Annotated in this window: 25 protein-coding genes; 2 read left to right on the top strand and 23 right to left on the bottom strand. The window is 43.7% G+C overall.

The genetic code is table 11. From position 1 onward, the window contains the following. Positions 1 to 7 precede the first annotated feature (7 nt). The 9 genes from I2D69_RS06755 to I2D69_RS06720 all read right to left on the bottom strand — a co-directional run bounded on the left by I2D69_RS06755 (position 8) and on the right by I2D69_RS06720 (position 9,576). A complete protein-coding gene (locus I2D69_RS06755) occupies positions 8 to 1,249 on the bottom strand; it encodes a relaxase/mobilization nuclease domain-containing protein (RefSeq protein ID WP_173736339.1) in 1,242 nt (413 codons plus the stop codon). Continuing rightward, positions 1,198 to 1,578 (bottom strand): plasmid mobilization relaxosome protein MobC, encoded by a 381-nt coding sequence (mobC, locus tag I2D69_RS06750; protein ID WP_118048548.1) that lies wholly within the window; start codon positions 1,576 to 1,578, stop codon positions 1,198 to 1,200. Before mobC ends, I2D69_RS06755 begins: the two co-directional genes overlap by 52 nt. Before the next feature lie 521 nt (positions 1,579 to 2,099). Beyond that, positions 2,100 to 2,222, bottom strand: coding sequence for a hypothetical protein (locus tag I2D69_RS20430; protein ID WP_255610553.1), 123 nt, complete (start codon positions 2,220 to 2,222; stop codon positions 2,100 to 2,102). A 126-nt stretch (positions 2,223 to 2,348) separates the two neighbouring features. After that, positions 2,349 to 2,801 carry a hypothetical protein gene (locus tag I2D69_RS06745; protein WP_173736340.1) on the bottom strand — a complete coding sequence of 151 codons (453 nt, stop codon included), beginning with the start codon at positions 2,799 to 2,801 and terminating at the stop codon, positions 2,349 to 2,351. After that, the gene (locus I2D69_RS06740) at positions 2,798 to 3,742 is read right to left on the bottom strand and encodes a ParM/StbA family protein (RefSeq protein WP_173736341.1); all 945 of its coding nucleotides are present in this window, start codon (positions 3,740 to 3,742) and stop codon (positions 2,798 to 2,800) included. The genes I2D69_RS06745 and I2D69_RS06740 overlap by 4 nt, the downstream gene beginning before the upstream one ends. A 195-nt stretch (positions 3,743 to 3,937) precedes the next feature. After that, positions 3,938 to 5,767, bottom strand: a complete 1,830-nt coding sequence (locus I2D69_RS06735) for a phage/plasmid primase, P4 family (RefSeq protein ID WP_243243774.1) — start codon at positions 5,765 to 5,767, stop codon at positions 3,938 to 3,940. A 120-nt stretch (positions 5,768 to 5,887) separates the two neighbouring features. Next, the gene (locus I2D69_RS06730; protein WP_173736342.1) at positions 5,888 to 6,235 is read right to left on the bottom strand and encodes a TnpV protein; all 348 of its coding nucleotides are present in this window, start codon (positions 6,233 to 6,235) and stop codon (positions 5,888 to 5,890) included. 195 nt (positions 6,236 to 6,430) lie between these two features. Continuing rightward, on the bottom strand, positions 6,431 to 8,182 hold the full coding sequence (locus I2D69_RS06725) for a S8 family peptidase (protein ID WP_195379626.1): 1,752 nt from the start codon (positions 8,180 to 8,182) through the stop codon (positions 6,431 to 6,433). Between the two features lie 212 nt (positions 8,183 to 8,394). Next, positions 8,395 to 9,576, bottom strand: coding sequence for an MFS transporter (locus I2D69_RS06720; protein ID WP_195379625.1), 1,182 nt, complete (start codon positions 9,574 to 9,576; stop codon positions 8,395 to 8,397). Positions 9,577 to 9,835: 259 nt separating this feature from the next. Here I2D69_RS06720 and I2D69_RS06715 point away from each other — a divergent pair, with 259 nt between their 5' ends. Then, positions 9,836 to 10,738 (top strand): AraC family transcriptional regulator, encoded by a 903-nt coding sequence (locus I2D69_RS06715; RefSeq protein WP_195379624.1) that lies wholly within the window; start codon positions 9,836 to 9,838, stop codon positions 10,736 to 10,738. 3 nt (positions 10,739 to 10,741) lie between these two features. On the opposite strand, the gene I2D69_RS06710 is transcribed toward I2D69_RS06715, so the two are convergent. The 13 genes from I2D69_RS06710 to I2D69_RS06650 form a co-directional block, all read right to left on the bottom strand. Next, positions 10,742 to 11,152 (bottom strand): hypothetical protein, encoded by a 411-nt coding sequence (locus tag I2D69_RS06710; protein WP_195379623.1) that lies wholly within the window; start codon positions 11,150 to 11,152, stop codon positions 10,742 to 10,744. 52 nt (positions 11,153 to 11,204) lie between these two features. Then, positions 11,205 to 12,926, bottom strand: coding sequence for an MATE family efflux transporter (locus I2D69_RS06705; RefSeq protein ID WP_195379622.1), 1,722 nt, complete (start codon positions 12,924 to 12,926; stop codon positions 11,205 to 11,207). A gap of 311 nt (positions 12,927 to 13,237) precedes the next feature. After that, positions 13,238 to 14,116, bottom strand: coding sequence for a methylenetetrahydrofolate reductase (locus I2D69_RS06700; protein ID WP_118071790.1), 879 nt, complete (start codon positions 14,114 to 14,116; stop codon positions 13,238 to 13,240). 41 nt (positions 14,117 to 14,157) lie between these two features. Next, entirely contained in the window at positions 14,158 to 14,778 is a 621-nt protein-coding gene (locus I2D69_RS06695; protein WP_195379621.1) for a methylenetetrahydrofolate reductase C-terminal domain-containing protein, read from the bottom strand. A 1-nt stretch (position 14,779) separates the two neighbouring features. Further along, positions 14,780 to 16,744, bottom strand: a complete 1,965-nt coding sequence (gene rsxC / locus I2D69_RS06690; RefSeq protein WP_195379620.1) for an electron transport complex subunit RsxC — start codon at positions 16,742 to 16,744, stop codon at positions 14,780 to 14,782. A 274-nt stretch (positions 16,745 to 17,018) separates the two neighbouring features. Next, entirely contained in the window at positions 17,019 to 18,428 is a 1,410-nt protein-coding gene (locus I2D69_RS06685) for an APC family permease (protein ID WP_195379619.1), read from the bottom strand. 111 nt (positions 18,429 to 18,539) lie between these two features. Beyond that, complete coding sequence (locus I2D69_RS06680) at positions 18,540 to 18,884, bottom strand: P-II family nitrogen regulator (RefSeq protein WP_195379618.1); 345 nt, start codon at positions 18,882 to 18,884, stop codon at positions 18,540 to 18,542. 81 nt (positions 18,885 to 18,965) lie between these two features. After that, positions 18,966 to 19,802 (bottom strand): helix-turn-helix domain-containing protein, encoded by an 837-nt coding sequence (locus I2D69_RS06675; protein WP_195379617.1) that lies wholly within the window; start codon positions 19,800 to 19,802, stop codon positions 18,966 to 18,968. A 39-nt stretch (positions 19,803 to 19,841) separates the two neighbouring features. Beyond that, positions 19,842 to 20,969, bottom strand: coding sequence for a tyramine oxidase subunit B (locus I2D69_RS06670; protein ID WP_195379616.1), 1,128 nt, complete (start codon positions 20,967 to 20,969; stop codon positions 19,842 to 19,844). Between the two features lie 148 nt (positions 20,970 to 21,117). Then, the gene (locus I2D69_RS06665) at positions 21,118 to 22,245 is read right to left on the bottom strand and encodes an FAD-binding oxidoreductase (protein ID WP_195379615.1); all 1,128 of its coding nucleotides are present in this window, start codon (positions 22,243 to 22,245) and stop codon (positions 21,118 to 21,120) included. Continuing rightward, positions 22,238 to 22,567: a (2Fe-2S)-binding protein gene (locus I2D69_RS06660; RefSeq protein WP_118580504.1), complete on the bottom strand. Its 330-nt coding sequence runs from the start codon at positions 22,565 to 22,567 to the stop codon at positions 22,238 to 22,240. The genes I2D69_RS06665 and I2D69_RS06660 overlap by 8 nt, the downstream gene beginning before the upstream one ends. Before the next feature lie 17 nt (positions 22,568 to 22,584). After that, a complete protein-coding gene (locus I2D69_RS06655; RefSeq protein ID WP_195379614.1) occupies positions 22,585 to 24,162 on the bottom strand; it encodes an FAD-dependent oxidoreductase in 1,578 nt (525 codons plus the stop codon). Continuing rightward, on the bottom strand, positions 24,159 to 24,506 hold the full coding sequence (locus I2D69_RS06650; protein WP_118580398.1) for a (2Fe-2S)-binding protein: 348 nt from the start codon (positions 24,504 to 24,506) through the stop codon (positions 24,159 to 24,161). Before I2D69_RS06650 ends, I2D69_RS06655 begins: the two co-directional genes overlap by 4 nt. 336 nt (positions 24,507 to 24,842) lie before the next feature. On the opposite strand from I2D69_RS06650, the gene I2D69_RS06645 reads away from it, so the two are divergent. Further along, complete coding sequence (locus tag I2D69_RS06645) at positions 24,843 to 25,337, top strand: hypothetical protein (RefSeq protein ID WP_173771540.1); 495 nt, start codon at positions 24,843 to 24,845, stop codon at positions 25,335 to 25,337. Positions 25,338 to 25,423: 86 nt separating this feature from the next. On the opposite strand, the gene I2D69_RS06640 is transcribed toward I2D69_RS06645, so the two are convergent. Further along, the gene (locus I2D69_RS06640) at positions 25,424 to 26,038 is read right to left on the bottom strand and encodes an NUDIX hydrolase (protein ID WP_118580392.1); all 615 of its coding nucleotides are present in this window, start codon (positions 26,036 to 26,038) and stop codon (positions 25,424 to 25,426) included. Between the last annotated feature and the right edge of the window lie 38 nt (positions 26,039 to 26,076).

Raw genomic sequence — 26,076 nt, 5'->3', positions numbered from 1 at the left:
CTGCAGTTTAGAGTTCTGGTTCCGAACGTCTCTTATTTCTTCTTCGAGCTGCTCTTGCTCGCTCCTGCTCTTCAAACCATTCCTGTTCCTCAGATCGTCGTTGCTCTGCTGAAGCGATTGATTCAGCTTCTGCGTTTCGGACAATTCGATTGTCAGACGCTGAATTTCTACGGTTGATTTCCGAACTTCTTCTCGCAATCTCTGCCTGTCGGATAAGATCTTCAGTTTCTCTTCTTCCAGTGTCTGTATCTGCTTTTTCTGTGTTCGCATGAACTCTTTCGCTCTCTCGAAACTCTGTACGAGAATATCCCTCTCCACTTTGAGCTTGATCGGTGATTCCTCTGGCATCTGCAATGGCTGCGTCAAGCTCTCTGTAATAGTTTCTGAGTTCTTCGTCTGCTCTGCTGTCTCTGTCGAATGCAACTCTGGATTTTTCCCTATTTCCATTAAATTCATTCTCCAATCCCTCCTTACTGATATCCAGATGAAATGTTTTTGACAGATTGCTGTCTCGCACTTTCTTTCCATCCTGATTCTGAAAAGTAATGTGCTTCCGTTTCTCTGTCCAGTTTACATTCCATCCAAACTGTTTCATTTTTTCTATAAACTTTTCTTTGCTGATACAATTTTCCAGTGCCTTTAATACCGCCATTGCACAGTCCGCTACAAAACTGTCCTTTACCTGTTGACGGAACAGGTTATATTTATCTTTACTCCATGCAATGACTTCCCCTTTTTCAATCTGGCTTCCATCAAAGTGCTTTCCTTTCTCGACAACTGTCAGTCCACGTTCTCGGCACATCTGATTGGTAAGCTGTTTCATACGTTCCAGATCCTTTTTGGTGTTATGCAGTTTTCTTCCATCTTCATAACTCACTGAATTAGTAACCAGATGGCAGTGGATATGATCTTTATCCTTATGCACAGCCATTAAGGTCTGGAATCCACTGAACCAATTTTCTGCAAACTCTTTTCCAAATTCTAATGCCTGCTCCGGAGTAATCTGCTCGTCCTTATGCCAGGAAATAATGTTGTGAGCGTACATTCTCCCAGAATCTTTATCCCACATCTTCTTTTCTTCTAAAAAGGTTCTATACACCAGATCATAGTTGATCTCATCATGGCAGTACGGACCTGTTACATAAGTAAGCAGTTCACTTGTCTTGTCCTGTCGCAAAACATATTCGATACAATTTCTCATTGCTCCATGTGTATTTGTCCGCTTATTAATCGTCTTATTAATAGCCATATCTTTTCACTCTCCTTCCTGTATTTGAGAATATTTTTGTTGAGATAATACAGAATATCTTCCCTTGGCATAAAACCATCCGTATTCATTTTTCTTGCAATCTGATTCAAATTCGTAGCTGCACCACGAAGCTGACTAAGTATCTCTGCAAGAATCTGATTCAGCGTTTTCAGTTCTTCCACTTCCTCTGCGGAAGCAATTTTTAAACCTGCTATTGCATGAATTACAACCGCCTGCTGAGTCTGTCCAGACTCCTTTACTTTATTTTGGAGCAGATCATACTCTGCTTTATTCATTCGTATCGTTACTGTATAATTTCGTTTTCGCATAAATCTTTGTCTCCTTTCTCCACTCTATCTTTTTTATAAATCATTCATAACCTTTCCGGCAGGTAGATTAGCAGGGGATATATAAGGGAGTGCAACGCTCCCTTATATAGGTGCAGGACAGCATCCTAGTCAATCAGTAAGTGTTCCGTAGGAATGTCCGGTGGATATTTCGCAGGGATACTTACGCCATTGACATGCCGGGGTTCCAAGGGGCAGAGCCCTCTGGCAAGTTTAGGAACAGCCCAAAGGCTGGCTCCGGTGCAGAGTGGCTTGCCACTTTGCGAAACTTGCCTGTCATCTCCCCACCACTGAATTAGCACCAGTCAAGTAACATTTCTCCTCTGCGTTATCCAACCTAAATAGAGATGACGGTGGTTTTGTGGTGCAGGGACAGACTGTGGAAGAAATAGAAAAGCTCCCATTTCGATAGATTTTCTCTTTCTGAAACAGGCTGTTCATGCATCACTCCGATGCGAAGTATCGGACAATCATGTGCCGTAACCGGCACTCTATTCTTTTCTTCATCTTGTTTGTTCAATCCCCCCATCTGCCAACGCTTTTCTGTTATATTTTCCTGTTATTTCTGTCTTTCTTTTTCTGGTTCTCTTTCTATTTCTGCTAAAAGACATAAAAATAGCAGTCATAAACATTTCTCCAATTCATAATGTCTGAAATATCACCACTGCCATTGTCTTTTTCTGCTATTCTGTTTTTGTAAAGCTATTCCTTACTGTCAGTCTGTTTTCCTGTTACTGCTATTTCATAACCATCTAAAAACCGTCCGCAAAATCCAGTGCTGCATCCATATCAGCTTCTTTCTCCCAGTCCAGATTATCTTCTGCGATCTCTCCATCCGTTTTCTCCATTGTTAGTATTCTGTCCGGCAGATTAATTTCTCCTACCGATTCTTTTACAAACGGTACAAGCATTTCCATCAGATTCTTCGCTATAGCCATCGGGGCAAATTCTTTCACTCCATCTCGGACAGCTGTTTCCACTCTTTCCAGAAAAGCATCTTCCTTTTCTCTGGTTTCCAGATACGGATCTGCTTCATTCCTGTACTCTCTGGAAAAATAATCGTTTAAAGCAACTACAACTGCTCTGGTGTACGATTTATATTTTTCCCTGTCCATCGTCTGCAAATATTCCCATGCCTGCCTGTCCTGTTCATCACAAAGATTCAAACGGATATTTGTGTTGATGATTTTCCGTTCTTTTCTCATACAAGCATCCCTCCGTTTCTCTGGATTTTTCTTACAGTCATTGCTTCATAGCCTTTCGCTGTGGCACAGATGTCCCGTACAATTGTCACCCGGCTCTTGTCATATTCTCCAAAATTCTGGATCATACAACCACCACCGCCGACCACATACAGACGCATCAGTTCTGGATTATATTCCCGTTCTCTCAGCTTATGGAAGATTTCTTTCGTATAATCTCCGGCAGCTTTACGAATGACTGTCAGATATTTCTCACCAATATCTGCTGTCCCGGTACGGATCACCTGCTCAATCACCAGATCGTCCACCACTGTTCCCAGTTCTTTCAGCAGGGATTCCCTTACAGCAAGCACACACTGATGCGTTCCATATTTCTCTGTAAAGCATTTCTTCTCTAATGGACGGGAATTGTTGATATACATGATGTTCATAGTTCCGTTTCCAATATCCACAAGCATGTTGATTCCTTTGAAATCCTGTAAGCGGTAAAAGGCTGCTGCAAATCCCTGTGGGTAAATATCAGCGCCTGCAAACTCTACATGATACTCTTTATTGCGGAATATAAAATCCACGCTTTCATTCTGAAGAAGATATTTCTGGAAATCTTCTTTCTGTGTAGCCACCCAGGTAAGCGGAAGTCCGGCTGCGATATGTACCGTTGCCCGATTCATTCCTTTCCCATCAAGTTCTCTTGCGATAGCCGCCAGTGTCAGCACATAATAATCCTCATCCTGCGTTTTCTCCGCACAGAACTCCTTGTGTTCCTCTCCGATCTGGTAATACATGCCATTGTAAACAAGAAGATTGTTCTGAAAGATTGGCTCCTTGTCATATCTGGCTACACCGGATGGGAAACATCTGGTAGCTGTTTTCATGTTTCCATACCCATGATCAATCCCGATCACCATAACTGTTTCATTATTGTTGATTTTCATCATTCTCATAATCATACCTCATACTTTCTTAATGTTTATTTTTGACTTTTTTCCAAATTCAGGAAAAACCTATATTTGTATCAGCTAAAATGTTGATACATAAAAAAGGGCAGTCAGTGTAAAAAAAGCAAAATTTTATGTACTCTGGCAGCTATCTTTGTTATTTCTCCTGCTCCGGTAACATTTCTTTTTGCTTATTTTGCCCTAAATGCTCTTAATTCCCTGATTCATATTTAATTGTAACTGTTTATATCCTGTATCTGTTTCTTCAAAAGGTACTCTCTCTTCTGGATCTACCGAATAAAAATCTTCTTCCTTAACTGCAATATCCTGATAATAGAACTCGCCATTGTACTGCTTCAAGAGAAATCCTTTATCCGTCATATTCCTAAAAAAGTTGGATTTACCATGCCCCTGTCTGCCATTCTCTTTGCAATATTCCTCATACATATGAAATACTTCACTTCGTTTCAGGCGTTTTCCTTTGGCACGCACCAATGACTCATCAATAAAAGCACAGATACTGTCAGACGACCGCTGCACCTCCCTTACACATTCTTTGCTGTGTTCACTCTCCGTAAACTGTCCCTGTTCATACAATTCTTTCAGTGCAATCATAGCCATATGAATCGCATAATCGGATTCTGACTGTACCTTTTCCTTTAAATGCAGATCTTTTTCACCACTTTTTACTACCCGGTTCATATCAAGAATCAATAATCTACGATAAAAAGCGTCCGACTTGTCCTCAAGATTCTGTGGCATTTCATTGGTAGAAAAGAGCAGTTTAGCATAAGAGTGAAAATGAATCGCATCTTGTCCCTTTTTTTCGTAGATCAGCGTGTCTTCACCAACTGCTTTCTTTAATACATCTGTGTTCTCCATTGCTTTACATGGAATATCTGCACAGGCATTTAGCAACTTTCCGTACATTCCAGTCGCATAGAATCGTTTATTCAAATCCTGTAAAGAAATACTGGACATATTAGTAATCCCAACGATATGCTGGATCAGCGATACTGCCACAGACTTTCCAGTTCCACCATTTCCTTTCAGTGTAAGGAATTTCTGAAACTGCGTATCCTGTGTCATGCAGTATCCAAAATACTCCCAGAATGTCTGCTGTTCTTCTTTGTTAGGAAGAGACGATGCCAGATACTTTTTGATATTTTCTCCACCTTGTAACACTTGCTCACAATCCTCTGGATAATAGGGAAATGGAATCTGATTGATTGTCAGATAATCCGGATTGTGTTCTAGCATTTCACCCGTAACCGGATCATAATATCCATTTTTGAAGTTGATCCATCGCACAGGTTGTTTATTTAGTTCATATGCCTCTCGGTGAACTTTTGGCTGTGTGATTAGCAGATTATAGATTCTTTTAATCACGCCACTCTGTATCTGATCTCGATAGATCAGCTTCTGGATACGGTATTTCATTCTTACCCCATCATGATCTTCCAGGAAAACGCCGTGTTCATAATAATACGGTGTGATTCCCACCACAAAAAACTGAACATTCTCCACCAGGTAATCTACAATCTCCATATCCCGGACACCTTTCACATTCCCTTTTGCATCAAATAAGTGAAACCGGCTCAGTTCTGGTTCTTCTTTCGGATCTCGTTCAAAACGAAGAATATACTGTTCCAGTAATTTTTCAACTTCTTTCTGATTATCCAGTTTGCCAAGGTACTCCTTCTCTTTGAACAACTGCCAGCCCGCTTTTCCATCAAGACCAGCGCCTTTGAAAAATGTCTGTAACTTATCATTCATCCACTTCACCGTACAAGCAGTCACATAATGATAGGCACTCTGACAGCTTCCAGTAAACTGAATAGACCTCATTTCCTCTATAAAGGAATCTGCACTGAAATAATATCCGTCATCTTCCTGCACTAGGCAAAGTGCCTGATAACCTGACATCACAATATTCAACGCTATATCCTGATTGTCCACCAGAAAGATATAGGTCTGTGCTGTCCCTTCTGGATTGGTTTCCATATAATGCTTCAAAAACTTCTTGTTCAAACTTATCACTTCCTTTCAGGCAAAGAAAAAGACGCAAGCCATATTTTATGACTCACGCCTTACTTCACTCACAATATTCTATTTTTATCAGTTACCTGCCAGATTAGTTACTGGCAATCCTTATACATAAACCAATTCTTTCAGGATAATCTCTTCTGCAATCGCTCTGTGCTGATCGGCAGCTCTTACCCATGCCATCTGATCTTTTTCCTTGTCCGGCAATGGATCTTTTTCTTCCAACTGTTTCAGGATAATTTCTTCCCGTTCTCTGGCTGCCTTGTCTACTTCCAACAGATGCTCACCAATACTATCTTGCAGGAGCATTACCTGATACAGCGAATTTCTGTGATTTTTCAAATAGTCTCTACGCAAGAATCCATATTTGCCAAGTTGCTCCATCTGCTCACCGGATTTATAGGTGAGATTCGGGATCAGGTATCCATTTACATTTGTATAAGTCAGTTTCATATTACTGTGACCTCTCTTTCGTTTAAGCTTTTATCTGTAACAAAACCAGATGTTCATGTTACGTCATTGCTACAAATCTTTCTTTCCATATCATTTTGAATCCAACCCGGGCAGATTTTCTTCAAAATCATGGTGAAAGTGCTTCGTTTCTGTGTTGGGAAAATGAACGGAAACACTTGATTTTACTGACTTTCTTCAATGTAACCTTATTATAACGTCCTCCCCCCACCCGATTAAGTCATTTGGCAACTTTTCCGATCCTTGCAAGGCTTTTGCACCACGACGGAGATAGGCTTTTAGTTTTTCGCCATAGAGGTAGGGATCTTTTCGGCGGGTGATTCCCCATTCCATAAGGAGGGCGGCTGCACCGGTAACGAAAGGCGTGGAAAAGGAAGTGCCAGTGAAGGATGCATAGCCTCCACCAGAGCGGGGAGCATAGATATCAACACCGGGAGCGACAAGGTCGGGTTTTGGATAGGGGAGGGCACGACAGCCGCGGCCAGAGAAATCAGCATAGGTGTTTTGACGGGCGTCGTAGGCGCCGACGCTGATCACGCGTCTGGCAGTGGCAGGGATTGTAAGGGTTCCCTGAGGACGTGGAAGATAGAAGGCTGTGCCTGGGTTTAGCGTTTTGCCACCTGGAAGCCACAGGAAATATTCCCCGTTTTTTATATTTCTTGCTGCTAAGATTATTTTCCACACACCGCTGTCTACATAGGGGGTTTTCTCATCCTGCGGCAGAAAATCCACATAAATCTCCTGCGTCACATGATACGGTGCCGGTTTTCCATAATAAATCAGAAGTTCCGTATTTCCCGCCTGCCAACGCTGGGCGCCCAGTGTTTCAAAAAGGGGGCCAACACGCTCCCCGGCTGGATGTTCCAGATAGATTTCCATCTCATCTTCGTAATTTTTCCAAAGCTGCACATTTAAGGTAGGCTCAAAGGCACCAACACCAAGTTCAATTTCCTGGATTTCACCTGGCGAAAGCTTTCCTCCGGTATGCAGAGCATCATTTCCATTGTTGCCCATTCCTACACAGATCACATTTTTCCCCATGCCGGACACATTGTCCAGGTAAGTTTCCAGCAGAGAATCGCCTCTATGTGAGCCATAATTATTTCCAAAGCTTAAATTGATCGCAATTGATCTTCCAAGCCGTATGGCCTGCCGAACCAGATAATCCACGCCTTGCATCAGCTCTGTAATTCTTGGAAAAGAATCCTGTCTTGGAATTCCCATTTTTACAACCAGAAGGTCACTTTCATATGCCACACCCCGGTTCACTGCCCCACGGGAAAAATCGCTGCCAGCTGCCACTCCAAGCACAGCGGTTCCATGACCGCTTACATCTTCAGACGGAACAAGGCGCCGCCCCTCCTGCACAGAGAGGGACAACGCCTCATTAATTTCCTCATTGGTATATTCAGTTCCTGTTGCATAGCCCTCCGGGGGATTACCGGGAATGCTCTGATCCCACAAACGCAGAATCCTGGACTTTCCATCTGCTGTAAGAAATGCGGGATGCCTGTAATCCACCCCGGAATCCACAATTCCGATCAACACGCCGCGCCCTGTCAGCCGTAGATTTCCCGGCTCATTGCGCTGTACCTGGGTAATACAGCTTGCCTCTTTCGAAAAAAGATCTTCGAAATACAAACGAGTGGGCTTTTCTATAAATTCTATCTGGGGACGCCGAGAATATTCATCCAGCATACTTTCAGGAAGCGTCACAATGGCATACCTGCCAAGGAGAGGGACCACGGAGATTTCGGGTCCCCCAAGCAACGCCTCAACAGAATCACCCATTTCACTATACTTCACAATAATTTCCCACTTTCGTGTCTGCTTCTCATACCCCACATTCAGATTTCGGGATTTCTCTCTTTCCTCTTCTGTGGCATCCAGCGCAAGGTTCAAAAGATTATCCAGCTTCTGATCTGGCATATTTCCTCCATTTTGCAGCGTATGCATACTCAAAATATACTTATCTTTAATTTACGCCAACCCGTTTTAAATAATACCTCAGCCTTCCTATTATATTTCAGAGCGTGTTTGAAAATCATTCCCACCATCTGTACTCCCTGCTTTATGGAAATTTTTTGCAGAAAGCCTTTTTCAAACACGTTCTAAACCCTCTGTAGATTTTCAAATATCAGTTATTTTTCCTCTACTTTCACCTTTTTCAGCAGAAAAACCATCACCAGCAGCACCACTGGGAAAATCAAGCCTACGCCCATACCCACGCGGATATTATCTCCGGCATTCTGGGTGACACGGCCGACAATTCCAGGGCCTATGCTGCCCCCAAGGTCTCCTGCCATAGCAAGAAGGGCGAACATGGCAGTTCCGCCTGCTGGAAATTTCTGAGAGGAAATACTAATAGTGCCAGGCCACATAATTCCAACGGAAAATCCGCATACAATACAGCCAATCAGTCCTGCTGCCGGATTAGAAGACAGGGATGCAAGAAGATAGCAGAATACGCATAAAATTCCGGATCCTGCCATAAATTTCATCAAGTCCATTTTATCTCCGTATTTTCCAAAGATCATACGGCTGATTCCCATCGTAATGGCAAACATGCAGGGACCGGCCAGGTCTCCAATGGTCTTGGACAGTCCAAGTGCCGCCTCTGCATAGGCAGATGCCCACTGGGACATGGACAGCTCTGATGCCCCTGAACACACCATCAGACACACGGCAATCCAGAACACAGGCTTACGAAACAGTTCCCTGATTTTCATGCCTTCCCCTTCATCCACCAGATGTTCGATGGGACAGGTGGCAAAGTTGTAAACATTAACGGCCGGAACGATTGCCCACAAAACTGCCAGCCACTTCCAGCTGTCCATTCCAAAAACTGCGAAAAACAGGGTGGAAACTGCAATGGTTCCCACAGAGCCCCAGCAGTAGAAGGAATGAAGAAGACTCATGGTCGCTTCTTTATTTTTGAAAGGACATGCTTCCATAATAGGACTGCACAGCACTTCAATCAGTCCGCTTCCAACAGCATAAACAATAACACTGATGATAATTCCCATAAAAGGATCTGGCAAAAGCTCCGGAAGAAATGCCAGCCCCACCAGTCCTAAAGCGGAACTGATCTCAGAGGTTACAATGCACACGCGATATCCGATTTTGTCCACAAATCGGGCACAAAACAAGTCAACCAGCAGCTGGGTAAAGAAAAAGCAGGTGGAGATCAGTGCAATATTTCCAAGGGAAATATGATAATCTGTGTGAAATTTCAGAAACAGCAAAGGTGCAAAATTTGCTGCTATAGCCTGGGTGATAAAGCCCATATAACAGGCTCGTTTGGTTTTCTGGTAATTTGGCATGATTGGTTCTCCTTTTTTTCTTCTTTAAAGAAGATTTTTGTCTTATTGGATTATATTATATTTAAATGTGTTTTTCATTGGATTATTTCTGATTTTTATTGTATAATATCGTAAAAACATTAATTTTCTATTTTTTCGGGGCACTTCCCAGAGCGGTTCGAAAAAGGTTTTCTGCAAAATATACCGCAAAGTGGGACGAGCAGATTGCGGGAATGATTTTCAAACAGGCTCCAGGTCTCGATTTGAGGATAAACAAGATATGAAAGAAACCAACGTATATACCAAAATTATTACCGACGAAAATTTAATGGAGACCATTCCCCACGGAAGCCAGGACTATCCCTTTCGCTACTATTATGAGCATTTAGCCCAGTTTGATTTTCACTGCATAGACTGGCACTGGCATACGGAGCTGGAATTTGTGTATGTTCAATCAGGAACCGTAACTGTCTGGATTGGGGAAAAACAGCTGAAGCTGCCAGCTGACAGCGGCATTTTTATTAATTCCAAATTCCTTCACCGTTTTTCCTCTCCTGTGGATGCTGTCATCCCAAACTTTCTCTGCATGCCCTCTTTCCTTGCAGCTACAGACAGCTATATTTACCAGAATTATGTGAAGCCTATCATTTCATCGAATATTCCTTTTTGGATTTTTCGCAGGGAGATTTCATGGCAGGCCAAAGTTCTTGATCTTATGAAGCGGATTATTTCTGCGCAGACTTCCGGTTCTTCCTGCCATCTTCTGACCTCTGCCCTTATGCAGCAGCTTTGGCTGGAAATATACAAGCATACAGACCTTTCCACTATACCGGAAATCACTGGACAATTCTCTGTAAACCGCGCAAGACTCCAGCTGATGATGCAGTTTATTCACGAAAATTACAGAAGAAATCTTTCCCTGGATGAGATTGCTGCACAGTCTATGATCAGCAAAAGCTCTGCCTTAAATCTTTTTCGGAGCTATCTTCACATCACGCCGGTTAACTATCTAATAAACTATCGGCTGAAACAGGCTGCCCTCCTACTCTCCCATACAGAGAAAAAAGTCAGCACCATTTCAGCCGAAACCGGTTTTCACAATGTAGATTATTTTTGCAGAGCCTTCAAAAAACACTACCAGGTGACACCTGGAGAATATCGGAAAGAAAAGTGGGATAAATAGCTGTTATTTGTTAATTTTACATTCCGCATTCAATGCATTTACAACAGCTTCATACATCGGTTTCGCCTGCGGTGCAGCTCCAATCAGCTCTGCCAGTGTCATTCCATACGCAAACTGGATCATCGGACCATCCAGCATTCCCGGTTCCATTTGATTGAACATTTCTACTGCAAGGGGTTCTGCCACAGTCTCACCAAGGGTGCTGTCCATACTGAAGCGCTCTGGCCTGTCTGCCTTTGCATTTAAAGTACTTTTGGAACTGCCTACGTTGAAAAAGCTGAAGGTTGCCATAGAAATATCATTCCTATAATGATTCATTTCTTTCACATCACCACGTAGCAATGCGCGTACAAATTCATTATATGGTACATTTTCGTCTGAAAACCAGTCTCTTATCATATTTTCAAGCATCATTCGTACTTCCCGATTTGTAACACTTAAATATTTCCCTTTTGGATCAGGGAAATTATATCGTCACATAAAGATAATTGAACACCAGCTTTCTCTGATACTCATAATACTTCGCCTTTTTCTTGATCATCTCCATTACCGCACGGTCAACCTCATCTCCGCGGAGGTCGAAGGGATTGTAAGAATTGACATTATCCCGAATCCGAAGTATACATTCGCCATTGTTGTCCATTACTTTTACAGATACATAATATTTCTTATCTGTTTCGCCGATGCCAAATTTCATAATGTTCAGAAGCAGTTCTTCCACGATCAGATGAATAAAAAACGACTGCTTAAAATCCAAGTTCCATTCATCGCACAACCCTTCCAGATTCTGGGACATTTTTTCCATACTGCCTTCCTCGATGGGATAATATTCCTCAAAAACCCGGTTGGTAAAACTGTATTTTTCTTTTATGTAATCTTTTATTTTTCCAAATATCTGTATTGCAAAAACCAGCAGCAGGCAAACTCCCTCACTTATCACATACACAAGCGCAAGCCCTACAATACCCTTTTTCTCAATCAGCAAAAATCCGGCCACCAGCATGAGAATGAAGTTGCGTAAAACAGATAACCCGGAAGCATACCTTGTCTTTCCTATTGTTTGCCAGAAAGATGTAGTTACCACATTCACTCCTGCCAGAGCAACACTTAATGCGTAAATACGAAACGCCACTGTTGCTGTTTCCAATGCCTGGCCATCATTCAGACCAAAGAAAACCAGAATATTCTTTGCGCCGGCAGCAAAAAACAATGCCATAATCATTCCTGCAGCTGCAACGATCCGCAGTCCATCGTGGTACACTGCCAGCATTCCTTTCCAGTCCTTCTCACCGCCTAAAATAGAGATAACCGTAGATGCCGCGGCTCCGGCACCGTCAAACATGGCCCCCGGAATGGTACTCATGGTATAAATAACACCAAATACAGCCACAGAAAAAGTGCCATTTTCAGAATTTTCCTTTAACAGCATGGTATTAAACACCAGCATAACCACTGCCTGGAAAATAAATGCAGAGCCTACGCCAAATCCATTTTCCACATATTCTTTGATCTGATTCCAGGTGGGAATGTGAAAATGAAAGCTTAAAAGCGCCTGCTTGTTCCAAAAATGAGTAAGCAGAATCAGAGTTCCTACTGTTTCCGCAATACATAAAGACGCCGAAGCCCCAACAAGTCCCCAGTTTAGCACTTTCATAAACAGCAGATCCAGGCTTAAATTTGTGACAATAACGCCAGCTGAAGAAATGGCAGCCAGCTTTGGTGCGCCGTCTGTACGCACTGCTATGGAAAGAATATTATACACTACATAAATCGGGGCAAAAGCAAATACCACAGTCAGATACTGCAGGGCCTGTGGCAAAAGCTCCGGTGTGGCACCAAGCAGACTGCATAATGCGCTGCGAAATACGAGAGATACTGCTGCGAAAAGCACACCTGTTATCAGGCCTGCACTTAATACGGAGCCGAAAACCCGATTTGCACCTTTCAGATCTGCTTCACCAAGTTTTTTCCCAATTAAGACGCCTGCACCGCCGCCTAGGGTGATTCCCATAAGTAAATAAAGCAGAAATACCGGTGTAGCAATGTTAGCCACAGCCAGTCCGGTACTGCCTATAAAATTTCCTACCAGGGTTGCATCCACAAGGGTGGATACGGTAACCCCAAGAGAAGAACATACTCCCCAGAATAAAAAGGTTCTGTATGCACTTTTGGCATAGTTTGTTTCCATATAATTTTCCTCCTGCCCCATCATTTTCCAATAATAAAATTATATCGTTTCTTTCCCCTTAAAACAATTCTATTTTTATTTCTATTGCGTCATAATTTCCAATTACGAAACAAAACGGGCAAGTTCTCTTCAAATTACAAAAAAAACGAGCCATCCTCCACAAACGCAGATTCCTGCGTTCATGTTTCAGACGGCCCGTGTAATTTTAATTTTCAGATTTCAGCTGCTTTTCGCAGATCCGAATTTCAGATTTCAGCTATTTCCAGCAAATTCGAAATTCAGATTTCAGCTAATTCCAACAGTTCCGAAATTTAGATTTCGGCTAATTTCAGCAGATCCGGAATCTTGGACTCCCAGCCAAGTGCCATGATATGAACACCCTGGCAGTATGGCTTACACTCTTTGATAATACGTGCAGCGATCTCAACACCGGTAATTCCAGCTTTTGTCTTTTCTTTGTCAGCCTTCAGCTCCTCGATCATCTCATCCGGAACATGAATGCCGGCAACGTTATTATTCATGAATTTCGCCATTCCAGCGGATTTCGGAATAATAATTCCAACCTGTACAGGTTTTCCGAACTGTTTTGCTTTTTCCATAAATTTGATAAATTTCTCCGGCTCAAATACAGCCTGTGTCTGGAAATAGTCAGCGCCTGCTGCAACCTTTCTCTCCATCTTCGCAAGCTGTGCATCAACAGAATCACTGCATGGAGACACGACAGCACCCTTGGAGAATTTCGGAGGCTCTCCAACAAGCTGGTTTCCGCCAAGATCCACACCGGACTCCAGAAGCTTCACTGTGTGAAGAAGGGATACGGAATCAAGGTCGAAGACCGGTTTTGCCTGTGGATGATCACCCATCTTGGTATGGTCACCAGTAAGGCAGAGAATATTGTCAATACCGAACATAGCTGCGCTGAGAAGATCAGACTCCAGAGCGATACGGTTTCTGTCACGGCATGCAAGCTGGAAAATGGGATTCATGCCTGCATCTTTAAGAACCTTACACATTGCAAGAGATCCAAGACGCATAACAGAAGACTGGTTATCTGTTACGTTAACTGCATGAACACCTGTAAGGTATGTTTTTGCTTCTTCTACCAGCTCATCTACATGGATTCCTTTCGGCGGTCCTACTTCTGCTGAAACTGCAAATTCACCACGATCGAATAATTCTTTCATTTTCATATTATATTTGCTCCAATCATTAAAAATTTAGGATTAACCTTTTATTTCACTTCATCATCTGTAGCAAAATTGTGGATCTGTGTCGGGCATTTCAGCACATCAAGGCGTCCAATCTCTTTCAGGCGTCTGTAAATACGCTCCCATCCACACTCCATTTCGCTGTCCACTTCGCATTTTCCATTCTTGGAACCGCCGCACTGACCATTCACAAGGCTCTTGGAACATGCTGTGATCGGGCAGATTCCACCTGTCAGATTCAGATAACACTCACCGCACTGATCGCATTTATATTCTAATGGTGTCACTCCCTGGAAACCAGGTACCGGATATGTATCACAGGCAGCACAGACCATCTTATCTTCCAGATATTCAGAAATTGTCTGCACACCAACACCACAGGAAAATACAAGAACCAGATCTGCTTCCTGAATTTTGATCATATGTTTCTGAAGACGCAGCTCCATGTTCTCCGGATTACAAATATAATCAGTAGTCATAATTCCTGTCACATTTCCCTCAGCGGAAAGCTCCTTCTGAAGTTCAACAGCTTCTTTTTCCGGAAAATGAACCTCTTTACATCCATGACAGTTAATAATGAAAACTTTTTTTCCGGCTGTCAGTGATGTGATTGCTTCTTTTGCTTTTAACTGGGTAATCAACATATCACTTCATCCCCCTTACTGCATTTTTTCCGGCTTTAATACTGTCGATGATCGGAATCTTGGAAGAACAGATATACTGACAGCATCTGCACTCAACACAATCCATAACGTTCATGTCTTTCATGCCCTGCCAGTTCTCATCTTTGGCATATTTTACAAAGTACAGCGGAGACAGTTCCATCGGACAGACATCTACACAGCGTCCGCATTTGATACATGGCTGCTCTTTTGTCTCATCTGTATCAATGGCAATAATTCCGTTGGATCCCTTCATCATAGGAACATCCAGTGTATTCAGTGGGAATCCCATCATTGGTCCGCCCATCTTAACCAGAACATCCTCATCTGTAAATCCACCGCAGTAGTCGATCAACTCTCTTACACTTGTACCAATTTTGATGATAAAGTTTCCAGGATTCTTGATCTTCTCACCTGTAACAGTTGCAACACGCTCAATCAGAGGCATTCCTGTCTGGATCGCATCTGAAATTGCCTTTACTGTACTGATATTATCTACTACAACACCAACATCTGCCGGAAGACCGCCGCTTGGAACAATTCTGCCCATAACACGCTTGATCAGAGTTTTCTCAGCGCCCTGTGGGTATTTGGTTCTGGCAACAAATACTTCCATATCTCCGATATTGGCAACTTTTTCCTGCATTAATTCAATGGCATCCTGCTTGTTATCCTCAATAACAATGATACCCTTCTGGGCACCGGTTGTCTTAAGAACTGCTCGCAGACCAAAAATAATATCATCTGCATACTCAAGAAGTACTCTGTGATCTGCTGTCAAAAGCGGTTCACATTCGCATCCATTGAGAAGGATGGTATCAACTGGTTTCGCCGGTTTCAGCTTGACACAGGTCGGGAAACCTGCACCACCCATACCAACGATTCCTGCTTCACGAATGATATCAATGATTTCATCCTGAGTAAGCTTGTCAAGGTCTCCATGTGGCTGTACGGATTCGTGCAGAGTATTTTTTCCATCCGATTCAATAACAACAGCCATCACTTCACTGCCTCTTGTGCCGTGCATACGAGGTTCAACAGCAACTACCGTTCCGCTTACGCTGGAATGTACAGGAGCGCTGATAAATCCAGCAGCTTCGCCGATCTTCTGACCGACTTTTACTGTATCACCAACCTGAACGATGGGATTCGCCGGAGCACCCAGATGCTGAGACATGGAAATTACAACTGTCTTCGGATCCGGGAACTTCTTAAGAGCAATGTGCTCACTGAATTCCTTGCGCTCTGACGGATGAACACCGCCATAGTAACCATCTAATCTGTTTTCTCTGATTGATTTCACATAATCGTTGATCACCTTGAAATTAACCTTGGAGAAATCACGAACCTGTACGGGCTGATTGAGGAATTCTTCCAGACGTCCCTGTTTCGCCAGTCTCTGGTAAATTTTCTCCCATGCGCAGTCCTTATTGGGATCTACTTCGCATTTTCCATTCTTTGCTCCACCGCACTGACCATTCACAAGACTCTTGGAACAGTCAACGATGGGACAGACACCACCGGTAATATTCAGATAACACTGTGCACATGCATCACAGCTCTTCTTGGTAAGTGCCATGCCATGATGACCTCTGTAGTTAAGGGTATTGCTTGCAGCAACAACCGGCTTACCTGCCAGATCTGCAACAGTCTGAATACCAAGGCCACAGGAAATTACTACCACATTCTCTGTTCCTTCCGGAAGCAGGTCCTGCAATTTTCTTTCTGTGTGCATTTTATTGCATAAGAAATCAACTTTCGCATTACCTGTGACCGTCTTTCCCTGTTCTTTGGCAAACTTCAGGAATTCATCGCAATCCGGTTCCTCAACCGTCTCAAATTCCTTAAAGCACTTATTACAGGCAATCACAAACAGGTTGTCCTTGCCGTTCAGCACTGATGCAAGCTCATCACTGCTTTTCAGCTTGTACTTAGTATAATTTTCCAATTGCTCACCTTCCTTATAATAGAAATTATATTCTTATACTATCTGTTCTTATCCGTTCCCTCCACAAAAAAACTTATAAAAGCAGATAAATAAGTTACTGTTTTTCCTTTATAATTTAACACAAACTGACTATTTTATCCAGTCTTTGTGACTATTCTGCCTTCAAATTATCTACAAAAATTCTAAAAAGCCAAAAAAGACGTTCTCTTTCTTCGCCAGAAAAGAAAACGTCTCATTCTTTATAAACTATTTATCTGTTACCGCATTCTACGCATTACCGCCACATTCCCCGCCTTTTCCGAATGGTATAATACATACTGTTCTCCATGGCCATAACCTTCTGAAGAGGCACGCTTTTGAATACGGGCATTTTCATCTTGTATTTGATCCAGAAGAAGGAGTAAATACCAAGCATCAGGAAGGTAATGCCGGTTACCAGCCAGATCATGTTCCGCTCTACAGGATCTGTAGAAATATTCAGAATCATATATACTGTTCCACAGATTCCGATAATTGGGAAAAGAGGACCACAGGGAACCTTGAAGGAACGAGGTGCCTTTGGAAGTCTTTTTCGCAAAATCAGTACATCAATATGAGCCAGTATGTAAGAGATCATCCAGAAAACAGAGCCAACCAGGATCAGGAAGGAAATGGCATCTGATGAGCCATCACTGAGGGCTGCGAATACGAAAATAAATGCACTTACAAATACAACTCCGAAATACGGAACCCCATGTTTATTTGTTTTTGCAAAAACACGAGGCATCATGTTCATTTTCGCCATTCCCTGACAGATTCCTGCCAGACCGTTTACTGTAGAATTCTGGGTACTTACAACTGCGAGTGCCGAGACAAACGTCATCCACACTTTTCCCGCATTACCAAGAAGATTTCCACCATAAAGCAGGTGTGGTGCAGCGGAATTTTCCAGTTCCGCCCAGGGTGTATAGTTATGGAAACCAAGAACCATCACAGACTGCACCAGACAGATCAGGGCAAGTCCGATCATCATTCCAAGAGGGACATTTCTTCTGGCATTTTTCACATTCTTAGATACCGGTATTACATATTCCGCTCCGATAAACAGCCAGAATGCCACTGCTATGGTGGACACAACACCTTTAAAATCCGTAGCCATACTGTAAGGCTGATGCACCACTTCCCCAGTACCAAGTCCCAGCATACCGATCACTCCAAGGATCAGCATGGAACCGACCAGAAGAAATGCTACCAGATCCTGGATCTTGGCAAACATATCCACACCGTACAGGTTGGCTATCATAACCACTACTGTCATAATGAAGGTGTACATCAGGCTTGGAATCGGCAGATGAATGGTAGATGCCATAGCATAAGCAAAAATAGAAGCCTCAACACCTGATGACATGATATTGCAGATCAAGTATCCGCCTACCATAGAAATCAGTGTCGGAAAAGGTCCCATACAGGCCAGGGTATACTGAGCCAGACCTCCTGTGGTATTTGGCATCAGAGCATTCAGCTCAGAGAGCGATGCCACCGTGGTCATATTTAAAAGACAGGCAATCACCATCGCCCCGATAAATACCACACCAATACTTCCGGCTCCCTGTCCCAGAGAAACCAGACAACTGGTCGCAATAACAAGTCCCACTGAGATGGAAACCACACTTCGCAGTCCCAAAGTTCTGTCCTTTTCTTCCATCCTGAATCACTCTCCTTCATTACTGATCAAATATCGCGCTGCACCGGTCTGAGGGGAATAACGCTGGCGCTTTGTCTGAATAGCTTGCAGAAAGCCTTTTTCAAACACGCTCTATAGTGCATCGATTCCCTCATCGCCAGTTCTCACACGGATCACGTTTGTAATATCATAAACAAAAATCTTTCCGTCACCAATATGTCCTGTATAAAGCTCCTGTTTGATCAGCTCCACGATCTCCGGCACCCTGGACTTCTCTACAACCACCGCAATCTGCTGCTTCGGAAGCAGCTCCATCTCATAGTTTTCATCCACTTCATATTCCTTAGTGCCTTTCTCAATACCGCATCCCAGCACCTGTGTCACTGTCATTCCGCGAACGCCAGCCTTGCTCAAAGCAGATTTCAATCCGTTAAATTTTGACATTCCTGTGATAATCTCAATTCTTGATAATTCCATAACAATCATCCTCCAGCCAGATTAATATCTTTATCCTCTATTCCCGTTATCTTTCATCCTAAAATTGGAATTTTAAACTCTCTATTCTATTTTCCCCGCTGCTAAGTTCTTACTTCTGTCCTTCGCCGCCAGATACTTTTTATATTTCTCCGGTGTGGTCCCTGCAAAAGCCCGGAAATCCTTCAGCATATGAGACTGGTCATAATACCCGCAGTTCAGAGCCGTCTCCTCACTTCCCGCCTGCTCTGGCGACTTGGTAATTTCTCCCAGAAAAGCCTGAAAACGGATAAACCGCTCAAACTCTTTGGGCGAGATCCCATGGATTTCCTTAAACACTCTGCGGATGTAACACTCAGAATATCCTGTCTCACGGCTTAGCATCTGAATGGAAATATTTCCATCTGTAGCGTAAATCCTCTGCCGCATATATTCTTCCAGAACATGTGCAGAATCCTTTGAATGATTTCCCTGATTGCTAGAAAGATACTGCATCAGGATCTGCGCCCTCTGCTTCACATCCGCCGCCTCCGCCAGGCACTCCGTAAGTCCGCTTCCATACTCATTCCGGTCGATCTCCATGTCTGCATTTACCACTTCTTTTATGGAAAGAGATTTTGGCAAAATACATTTTCCTGGCAAAAATCTTGCCCCAAAATAATATCTACCATCATCAAACTCCCAGTTCTTTGCCTTCAGCACCGTTCCACCAACCAGAACTTTTACATCTTTTTCTCCAATTCCAAAAACAAGATCTGTGCTCCCATCTGGAACTGCCCGAAAATTCCCTGAGTTTCCATTTTTTACATTAAATTCATAAAAACTGGAAATTCCCATTCTTCTGTTCAATAATTCCTGATAATCTTCCGCATCCAGTGTCAGATAAGGCTGCACCGGGGTTACGATTTTCTTGTCTTCCATAGGCTCAGCTCCTGAAATTCACCGCTATGGAGCCTTTCCTCACGCCATCTCCGGTTTGTCCCACAGCGGTAATTTTATTCCGATGCCAAGCTTCACTGCATTGCGATAAACGGTTCCCCCCCAGGCAATGTCCTCAACTGGCATGCCTCCTACAGAATATACAATAATCTCGTCATCACTTGTTCTTCCCGGATGTCTCTTCTCAATAATGTCTGTAATGTCGATAATATCCTCTGCCTCAATTTTTCCATCATGCTTCAGGTCTGTGAACTTGGTTCCGATGATCTGAACCTGCGGATAGGTAGGATAAGGATACTCTTCCTCCCAGGCCTCATAAAGCTTGGAGTTATCTACCACCAGCTTACAGCCTGCAAGAAAATCATCGTCAAATCTTGCAGCTGACGGCATACTGACCAGCGCGCCCTTTTTGATCCAGTCTCCGTTAATATAAGGGAAGGAAGAAACATCATCGCGGACAGTTGTGGTAAAGCTGATGATATCACTGTCCTTTACTGCTTCCTCCACAGAATCACAGATCTCAATATTTTTGATCTGAGGTAGCTCCTCCCTGATAAACCTGGTAAAAGCATCCAGAGACCGCTGGCTTCTTCCCTTTATTTTTACCGTATCCAGGTTCGGGCAGACACTGACGAAAGCTGCCAGAGATGTTTTTCCCATAACACCAGGTCCGATAATGGACACTACCCTGGAGTCTTTACGCGCCAGATATTTCGCGCCAACTCCAGGAATTCCACCGGTACGGTAAGCGCTTACCAGATTTGCTGACATCAGCGCCAGTGGAGCACCAGTATCCTTATCGTTCAGCATCATCATAAGAATAGATCTGGGCAATCCCACTTTCTTGTTCTCTACATTGGAACCATACCATTTCATTCCAGCCATCTGATAACTGCCGCCCAGGTACGCCGGCATTGCCATAAATCTTCTGTCATCTGCATTCTTCGGCATTCCTGGAAACTGTGGATCATCCGGGAACATGATCATGCAGCCATGGGAATTATGATTAGCACCTCCCATTACATAGTCGCCTTTATATAATGTAATCAAAAGATCCTCCATCACATCCACGCAGGATTTCATATCCTTCACACCTGCTTTGATCATATCCGGTTCACTTAAATATAAAAAATCAATTTTAGCATCCATATCCATGTCTCCCTTCTGAGTCTGTAGCTGTCAAATATATACTCATCCAGGAGCCGCTTTATTTCGCTTGGCTTCGCTAGGATGGAGTATAGCACATCTTTTTATTTTTGTACACTAGCATTTTAACGTGTGAAATTTTTAGCTTATTTTAAATTGCGGCATGAAACCTATCATACCTGAACGCTGACAGATCCAACGTTGTCTCCTCTTCCAGTGCCGTCTCCGCCAGCAATTTTCCCACAATCGGTGAAATTCCAAATCCATGTCCGGTAAATGCACAGGCCACGATCAGCCCCGGTACCTCGTCCACATTTCCCAGAACCGGTACACCGTCAATGCAAACATCCTCATAACCAGCCCAGGTCCTTACAATCTTTGCATTTGCCAGCTTCGGGATATACTTCATAATTCCACGGCAGATACAAGGAGCTGTAATCCCCGAAGTCATATTATGTCCATTGTCCTTATTCACTGTTTCAAATCCGGAAGCTCCGCCGAATACAAAAGAGCCATGGTCTGTCTGGTGTCCGTAGAAATCTGCATCCGCAGTACCAAGCATCTGACCGAACATTTTCGGCTCTGCCTCTGTAACCAGCGCCTCGATCAGATCATTTGACATTGGAACATCAATTCCCACAGTACCAAGAAGCTTCCTGCTGGCATAACCAGCCGCCACAATTACCTTATCGCCCTCGTAAACGTTTTTCTGCGTAACAACCTTTCTCAGCTTTCCCTTCACCTTCTGAAGCTCCACAACTTCTTCCCCGGTGAAAAACTGAACGCCCAGTCTCCTTGCTGCCCTGTAATAGCCCAGAGTGGTCAGAAGAGGGTTTGCATGTCCGTCTGTAGCGCACCAGCTGGCTCCAATTACCTCATCACTTAAGAAAGGATTGATTTCCCGAACCTCTTTTCCATCGATCATTTTTACATCCAGCCCACAGGCAGTTGCCCGGTCTGTAAGCCCCTGGAGGATTTCCATATGACGAGCTGTTTTTCCAAGCCGCAGGTTGCCCTCTTTGTGATATTCCACATTGATTCCCAGCTCCTCGGAAAGAACCGGCCACATATTTTTCACTGCATACATGGCAAGTGGCAGCTCCCTTGGATCTCGGCCTGACTGACGGACACCGCCTCCATTTCTGGCAGAACCACCATTTCCAATACTCTCATCACGGTCAAGGACGATTACGGAAGTCCCCTTTTTGGCCAGATAATAGGCTGCGGCACATCCAATTACGCCGCTTCCCACAATGATCACATCTGCTGTCTTACTCATCGTCCTCACCTTCCTTTGCGTAAATTTTCATCTCTAAGGGTCTCATAGGAGCTCTTGAGGTTGCCGGTTCCAGAAGTGCCGGGGAAACTCCAAGCTCTGCCGCCACGATCCTTTTTACCAGTTTGGCACAGGTCTGTCCCTGGCAAAGCCCCATTCCACAGCGTAGATATCTTCGGATTTCCGTGATGGTGAACATTCCATCATGAACTGCCCGTCTGATTTCTCCTTTTGTTACTTCCTCACATCTGCATATAATTCTGTCATCGTCAGGCTCCGGGACGTATTCTCCCAGCTGAACGGTTCTATCATAAATACTTTCCATCATACAATCCCTCCGCCTTATTTTGCTCTGTAAAATCTGGCCTTCATTGCCATATCTGCTGGAACCTTTATAGTAAGAAGATTGGTATGGTCAAAGGCTTTCACACTCTTTACCGATACCACCTCAGCCTCACAAACCGGCTGGCCGTTTCTTCCAAGTCCCAGTCCCTTTTCCCCTTTTTCCGGCAAAGGAAGAAATTCATAAGGAATGGTGACTGTGGCAAAACCAGGCTCAAAGGTTTCATCTACCAGGAAGATGGCCTGTCCTGAACAGGAGGCTACGCACATTCCGCAGCCAACACATGTGGCGTTTTCCTCCACAGCCGGAAGGGAGGTAATATGTGCCCCAATCTTAATGCAGTGCTTTGGACATGCATCCTGACAGGGGTTGCAGGGAATGTTCTGTGTGCACTCCATCACCGGATGAACACCAGCTCTGTGGGTAACACCTGGGAAACGCTCGATCTCCTCATCTGCCACATAGCCTTTTGTGAGAAGATTCATGGAAACATCGATTCCCTCTTCTGTCTTTTCAATCAGCCTGCCTCTGTTCTTAGGGGCAAACATGCCCTGGCGAAGTCCGTCAAGGGCTGCCTCATTTACCTTTGCCCCTTCTTCCAGTTCTGCCTCCTCTATGTAGCCAAGATATCTGGAAGCTGCAATTCCAGCAATTCTTCCCTCAATCATGGCGGAGCTTGCTTCCTCGATTCCGGATACATCGCCCGCTACGAAAATTCCTTTAATGGAGGTCTCCCCATACTCATCTACGATTGGCACCTGGCCACCGCGCTTCGGATTGTCTTCCATCTCACAGCCGGCCATTTTTAACAGCTGTGACATTGGGGAAAGACCAACTGCCAGACAAATGGTATCCACGTCGAAATGCTTTTCTGTTCCTGGAATAAACTGAAAATGATTGTCAACTTCCGCAATCGTTACACCTGTCACATGATCTTTTCCTTCTGCTTTCACAATGGTATGGGAAAGGTAAAATGGAACTCCCGTTCTGGCAACCTTTGCAGCATGTACGCCATAACCTCCGATTCTCGGTGCCGCGTCAACCAGTGCAACCACATCACAGCCACACTGTTTCAGCTGGAAGCTGACAACCAGACCAACATTTCCGCTTCCCAGCATCAGGATCCGGCTGCCAGGCTTTACACCGTGAAGGTTCATCATTGTCTGTGCTGCGCCTGCTCCGATCACACCCGGAAGAGTCCAGCCGTCGAAGGTAACCATATTTTCTGCAGCTCCTGTGGCAATAATAATGGCATCTCCTTTATAATGGAAAATTTCTTCTCCCTTTTTTACCACGATTTCTTTATCCTGATACATTCCAATGACTGTGGAATTCAGTTCTACATCAACACCTGCCTTGGCAGCCTCTGTAAGAAGCTCTTCTCCGATGACGAAGCCTCTGATCTTTGCCTTATGCTCTTTGGAACCGAAGAATTTATGGATCTGCTTAAACAGCTGTCCGCCAGGCTTTTCATTCTCATCAAATACAACTACCTTCAATCCTCTTTTTGCTGCCTCAATTGCTGCTGACAGACCAGACGGGCCTGCGCCAACTACGATCAAATCATATCTTTTCATCTTGTCTGTCCTCCTGTTTTCTGTTCCTCAAACGGTTCTGCCGATACACCATATTGTGTCTGAACCTTCATTCCTGCTTTCAGCGGGGTTACACAGGTTCTCACATTTGGAACTCCGTCCACAACCATAACACAGTCCGTGCAGCGTCCGATCGCACAAAAGATTCCTCGAGGCGTATGCTCCTTCTTCGTGTAACGGTGGATCAAAATTCCCGCCGCTTTTAATGCCGCTGCGATTGGTTCCCCTTCATACCCCTGAATCTTCTGACCATCATATGTGAAATTTACTAATCTTCCCTTCTGCGGTACTCCTAAAATCGGATGCTCTGTAATACGTGTACCCATGGTATTTCCCCCTTTTTGATAGACGGACAAATCTGCTGTCCGGGACTTTCATCGCCAAAAAGGCGCCTGCAAAATAAATTGCAGACGCCTTTGTCTTTTACGTTGTTGATTCTTTTTCTTAAGTTGTTCGTATTATAGTTTATGTAAATGGATATGTATTGTAAAAAACGATACCAGAGCATGTTTGAAATATTTCCAACACTATTTTTACAAAATCATCTACAGATATGTTATAATGGGAGTATCTGTTGAATATCGTTAAAAGAAATATTATGCTTCCATTCAGCATAGAACATTAAAGCATTAATGAAAAGATACTTACGAGGTGTAAAGCTTATGAAATACAGAGATGAGTTCCACATTGCATCCACTGCGATTCTGCTCAGTGTGGCCATGGTGGGAATTTCCGTAGTCGTTCCCAAAGAAAACAGAGTACCAACTGCCAAGACCACATTAACAGAGGCTCCTGAAACAGCTGCAGAAGCGGAAGCTGCACAGCAGGAAGAATTTCCAATTTACAGTCAGGACAGTAATTATGACGAGACTTACGATTACAGCCAGGGAGATAGTTCCTACGATAACAGCTATGATTCTTCTGGCGGTGATTCTTCAGGAAGCGACCAGATCACTTATCCTACTGAGGATTCTGGAGATAGCTCAGGAAGTGACACTTCCGATATTCCGGATTATACAGAAGATACCTCCGATGATTCCGGACAAGATAACGATGAGAACTGGGATTATATTGATAATGGAGATGGTTCTGGTTCCGATAACGGAGGAAACTATACGGAGGATACCTCCGATCAGGATATTGAATACTATGAATAAAAAGAATCCTGCCCGGCAGGGCTTGGAAATTCCAACAGAATTTCCTGCTACATAATAAAATCCCCGGATTTCCGGGGATTTTATTATTATCTGATCTTATTCAAAAATCCAAATGGTTCCTTATCTTCCAGAAAATGCATCAGCATATATGCCGTCATGATCGCTACATTCTCTTCCTTCAGAATCCGCTTCACTTCCTCGCGGTCCGCCAGAATCACTTCAATCTCTTCCGTATCTTCCTGTGCCTTGGAACTGATTTCGCCGCTGGCATATCCATATACAGTCGCACAAGACTCGTCTGTCATTCCTACAGTAGTGAAATAAGGCTTCTGGTAAGCTTCTGCTACCGGAATGGGATCAAGCTTCAGTCCGGTTTCCTCGTACATTTCACGAATTGCGCCTTCATGGTAATTCTCATCCGGCTCTACCAGACCAGCTGGAAATTCATAAATATAATCGCCTAATGTATAACGATATTGGCGAATCAACACCACTTTGTCATGTTTTTCGCCATAAATGCTATAAATGATCACACCGTCCGGATTGTTCTTATGTGTCACCATTTTCAAGCTGTCTACATCTTTTGCACGGGAAGACACAAAATAGTTTACCGGGGTATTGTGCACACTGGTGGCTTTTACATTATAAAGGTTTACATAACGATTATCTGTCTGTTTGGTAATGCTGTTGATTTTTCCCATAGGAACCTCTTTTCGTCAGTTCTTGCTGTTCTGGTCAG

The organism is Ruminococcus sp. D54t1_190329_F1 (assembly GCF_015551645.1).
Classification (GTDB): Bacteria; Bacillota; Clostridia; order Lachnospirales; family Lachnospiraceae; genus Blautia_A; species Blautia_A faecis.
Note: the sequence above shows the minus strand (reverse complement) of the source record. Positions and strands in the feature narration are given on the sequence as shown.

What these genes read in the sequence shown, in the direction of transcription:
- I2D69_RS06650 (WP_118580398.1), bottom strand. Translation starts at nt 24,506, where the DNA reads ATGGGTACACGTATTACAGAGCATCCGATTTTAGGAGTACCGCAGAAG.
- I2D69_RS06685 (WP_195379619.1), bottom strand. Translation starts at nt 18,428, where the DNA reads ATGGAAGAAAAGGACAGAACTTTGGGACTGCGAAGTGTGGTTTCCATC.
- I2D69_RS06755 (WP_173736339.1), bottom strand. Translation starts at nt 1,249, where the DNA reads ATGGCTATTAATAAGACGATTAATAAGCGGACAAATACACATGGAGCA.
- I2D69_RS06745 (WP_173736340.1), bottom strand. Translation starts at nt 2,801, where the DNA reads ATGAGAAAAGAACGGAAAATCATCAACACAAATATCCGTTTGAATCTT.
- I2D69_RS20430 (WP_255610553.1), bottom strand. Translation starts at nt 2,222, where the DNA reads ATGACTGCTATTTTTATGTCTTTTAGCAGAAATAGAAAGAGAACCAGA.
- I2D69_RS06640 (WP_118580392.1), bottom strand. Translation starts at nt 26,038, where the DNA reads ATGGGAAAAATCAACAGCATTACCAAACAGACAGATAATCGTTATGTA.
- I2D69_RS06680 (WP_195379618.1), bottom strand. Translation starts at nt 18,884, where the DNA reads ATGGAATTATCAAGAATTGAGATTATCACAGGAATGTCAAAATTTAAC.
- I2D69_RS06725 (WP_195379626.1), bottom strand. Translation starts at nt 8,182, where the DNA reads ATGCCAGATCAGAAGCTGGATAATCTTTTGAACCTTGCGCTGGATGCC.
- I2D69_RS06720 (WP_195379625.1), bottom strand. Translation starts at nt 9,576, where the DNA reads ATGCCAAATTACCAGAAAACCAAACGAGCCTGTTATATGGGCTTTATC.
- I2D69_RS06695 (WP_195379621.1), bottom strand. Translation starts at nt 14,778, where the DNA reads ATGTTGATTACCCAGTTAAAAGCAAAAGAAGCAATCACATCACTGACA.
- I2D69_RS06675 (WP_195379617.1), bottom strand. Translation starts at nt 19,802, where the DNA reads ATGGAAGACAAGAAAATCGTAACCCCGGTGCAGCCTTATCTGACACTG.
- I2D69_RS06740 (WP_173736341.1), bottom strand. Translation starts at nt 3,742, where the DNA reads ATGAGAATGATGAAAATCAACAATAATGAAACAGTTATGGTGATCGGG.
- I2D69_RS06660 (WP_118580504.1), bottom strand. Translation starts at nt 22,567, where the DNA reads ATGGAAAGTATTTATGATAGAACCGTTCAGCTGGGAGAATACGTCCCG.
- mobC (WP_118048548.1), bottom strand. Translation starts at nt 1,578, where the DNA reads ATGCGAAAACGAAATTATACAGTAACGATACGAATGAATAAAGCAGAG.
- I2D69_RS06715 (WP_195379624.1), top strand. Translation starts at nt 9,836, where the DNA reads ATGAAAGAAACCAACGTATATACCAAAATTATTACCGACGAAAATTTA.
- I2D69_RS06665 (WP_195379615.1), bottom strand. Translation starts at nt 22,245, where the DNA reads ATGAGTAAGACAGCAGATGTGATCATTGTGGGAAGCGGCGTAATTGGA.
- I2D69_RS06730 (WP_173736342.1), bottom strand. Translation starts at nt 6,235, where the DNA reads ATGAAACTGACTTATACAAATGTAAATGGATACCTGATCCCGAATCTC.
- I2D69_RS06705 (WP_195379622.1), bottom strand. Translation starts at nt 12,926, where the DNA reads ATGGAAACAAACTATGCCAAAAGTGCATACAGAACCTTTTTATTCTGG.
- I2D69_RS06670 (WP_195379616.1), bottom strand. Translation starts at nt 20,969, where the DNA reads ATGGATGCTAAAATTGATTTTTTATATTTAAGTGAACCGGATATGATC.
- I2D69_RS06710 (WP_195379623.1), bottom strand. Translation starts at nt 11,152, where the DNA reads ATGATGCTTGAAAATATGATAAGAGACTGGTTTTCAGACGAAAATGTA.
- I2D69_RS06655 (WP_195379614.1), bottom strand. Translation starts at nt 24,162, where the DNA reads ATGAAAAGATATGATTTGATCGTAGTTGGCGCAGGCCCGTCTGGTCTG.
- I2D69_RS06645 (WP_173771540.1), top strand. Translation starts at nt 24,843, where the DNA reads ATGAAATACAGAGATGAGTTCCACATTGCATCCACTGCGATTCTGCTC.
- I2D69_RS06700 (WP_118071790.1), bottom strand. Translation starts at nt 14,116, where the DNA reads ATGAAAATGAAAGAATTATTCGATCGTGGTGAATTTGCAGTTTCAGCA.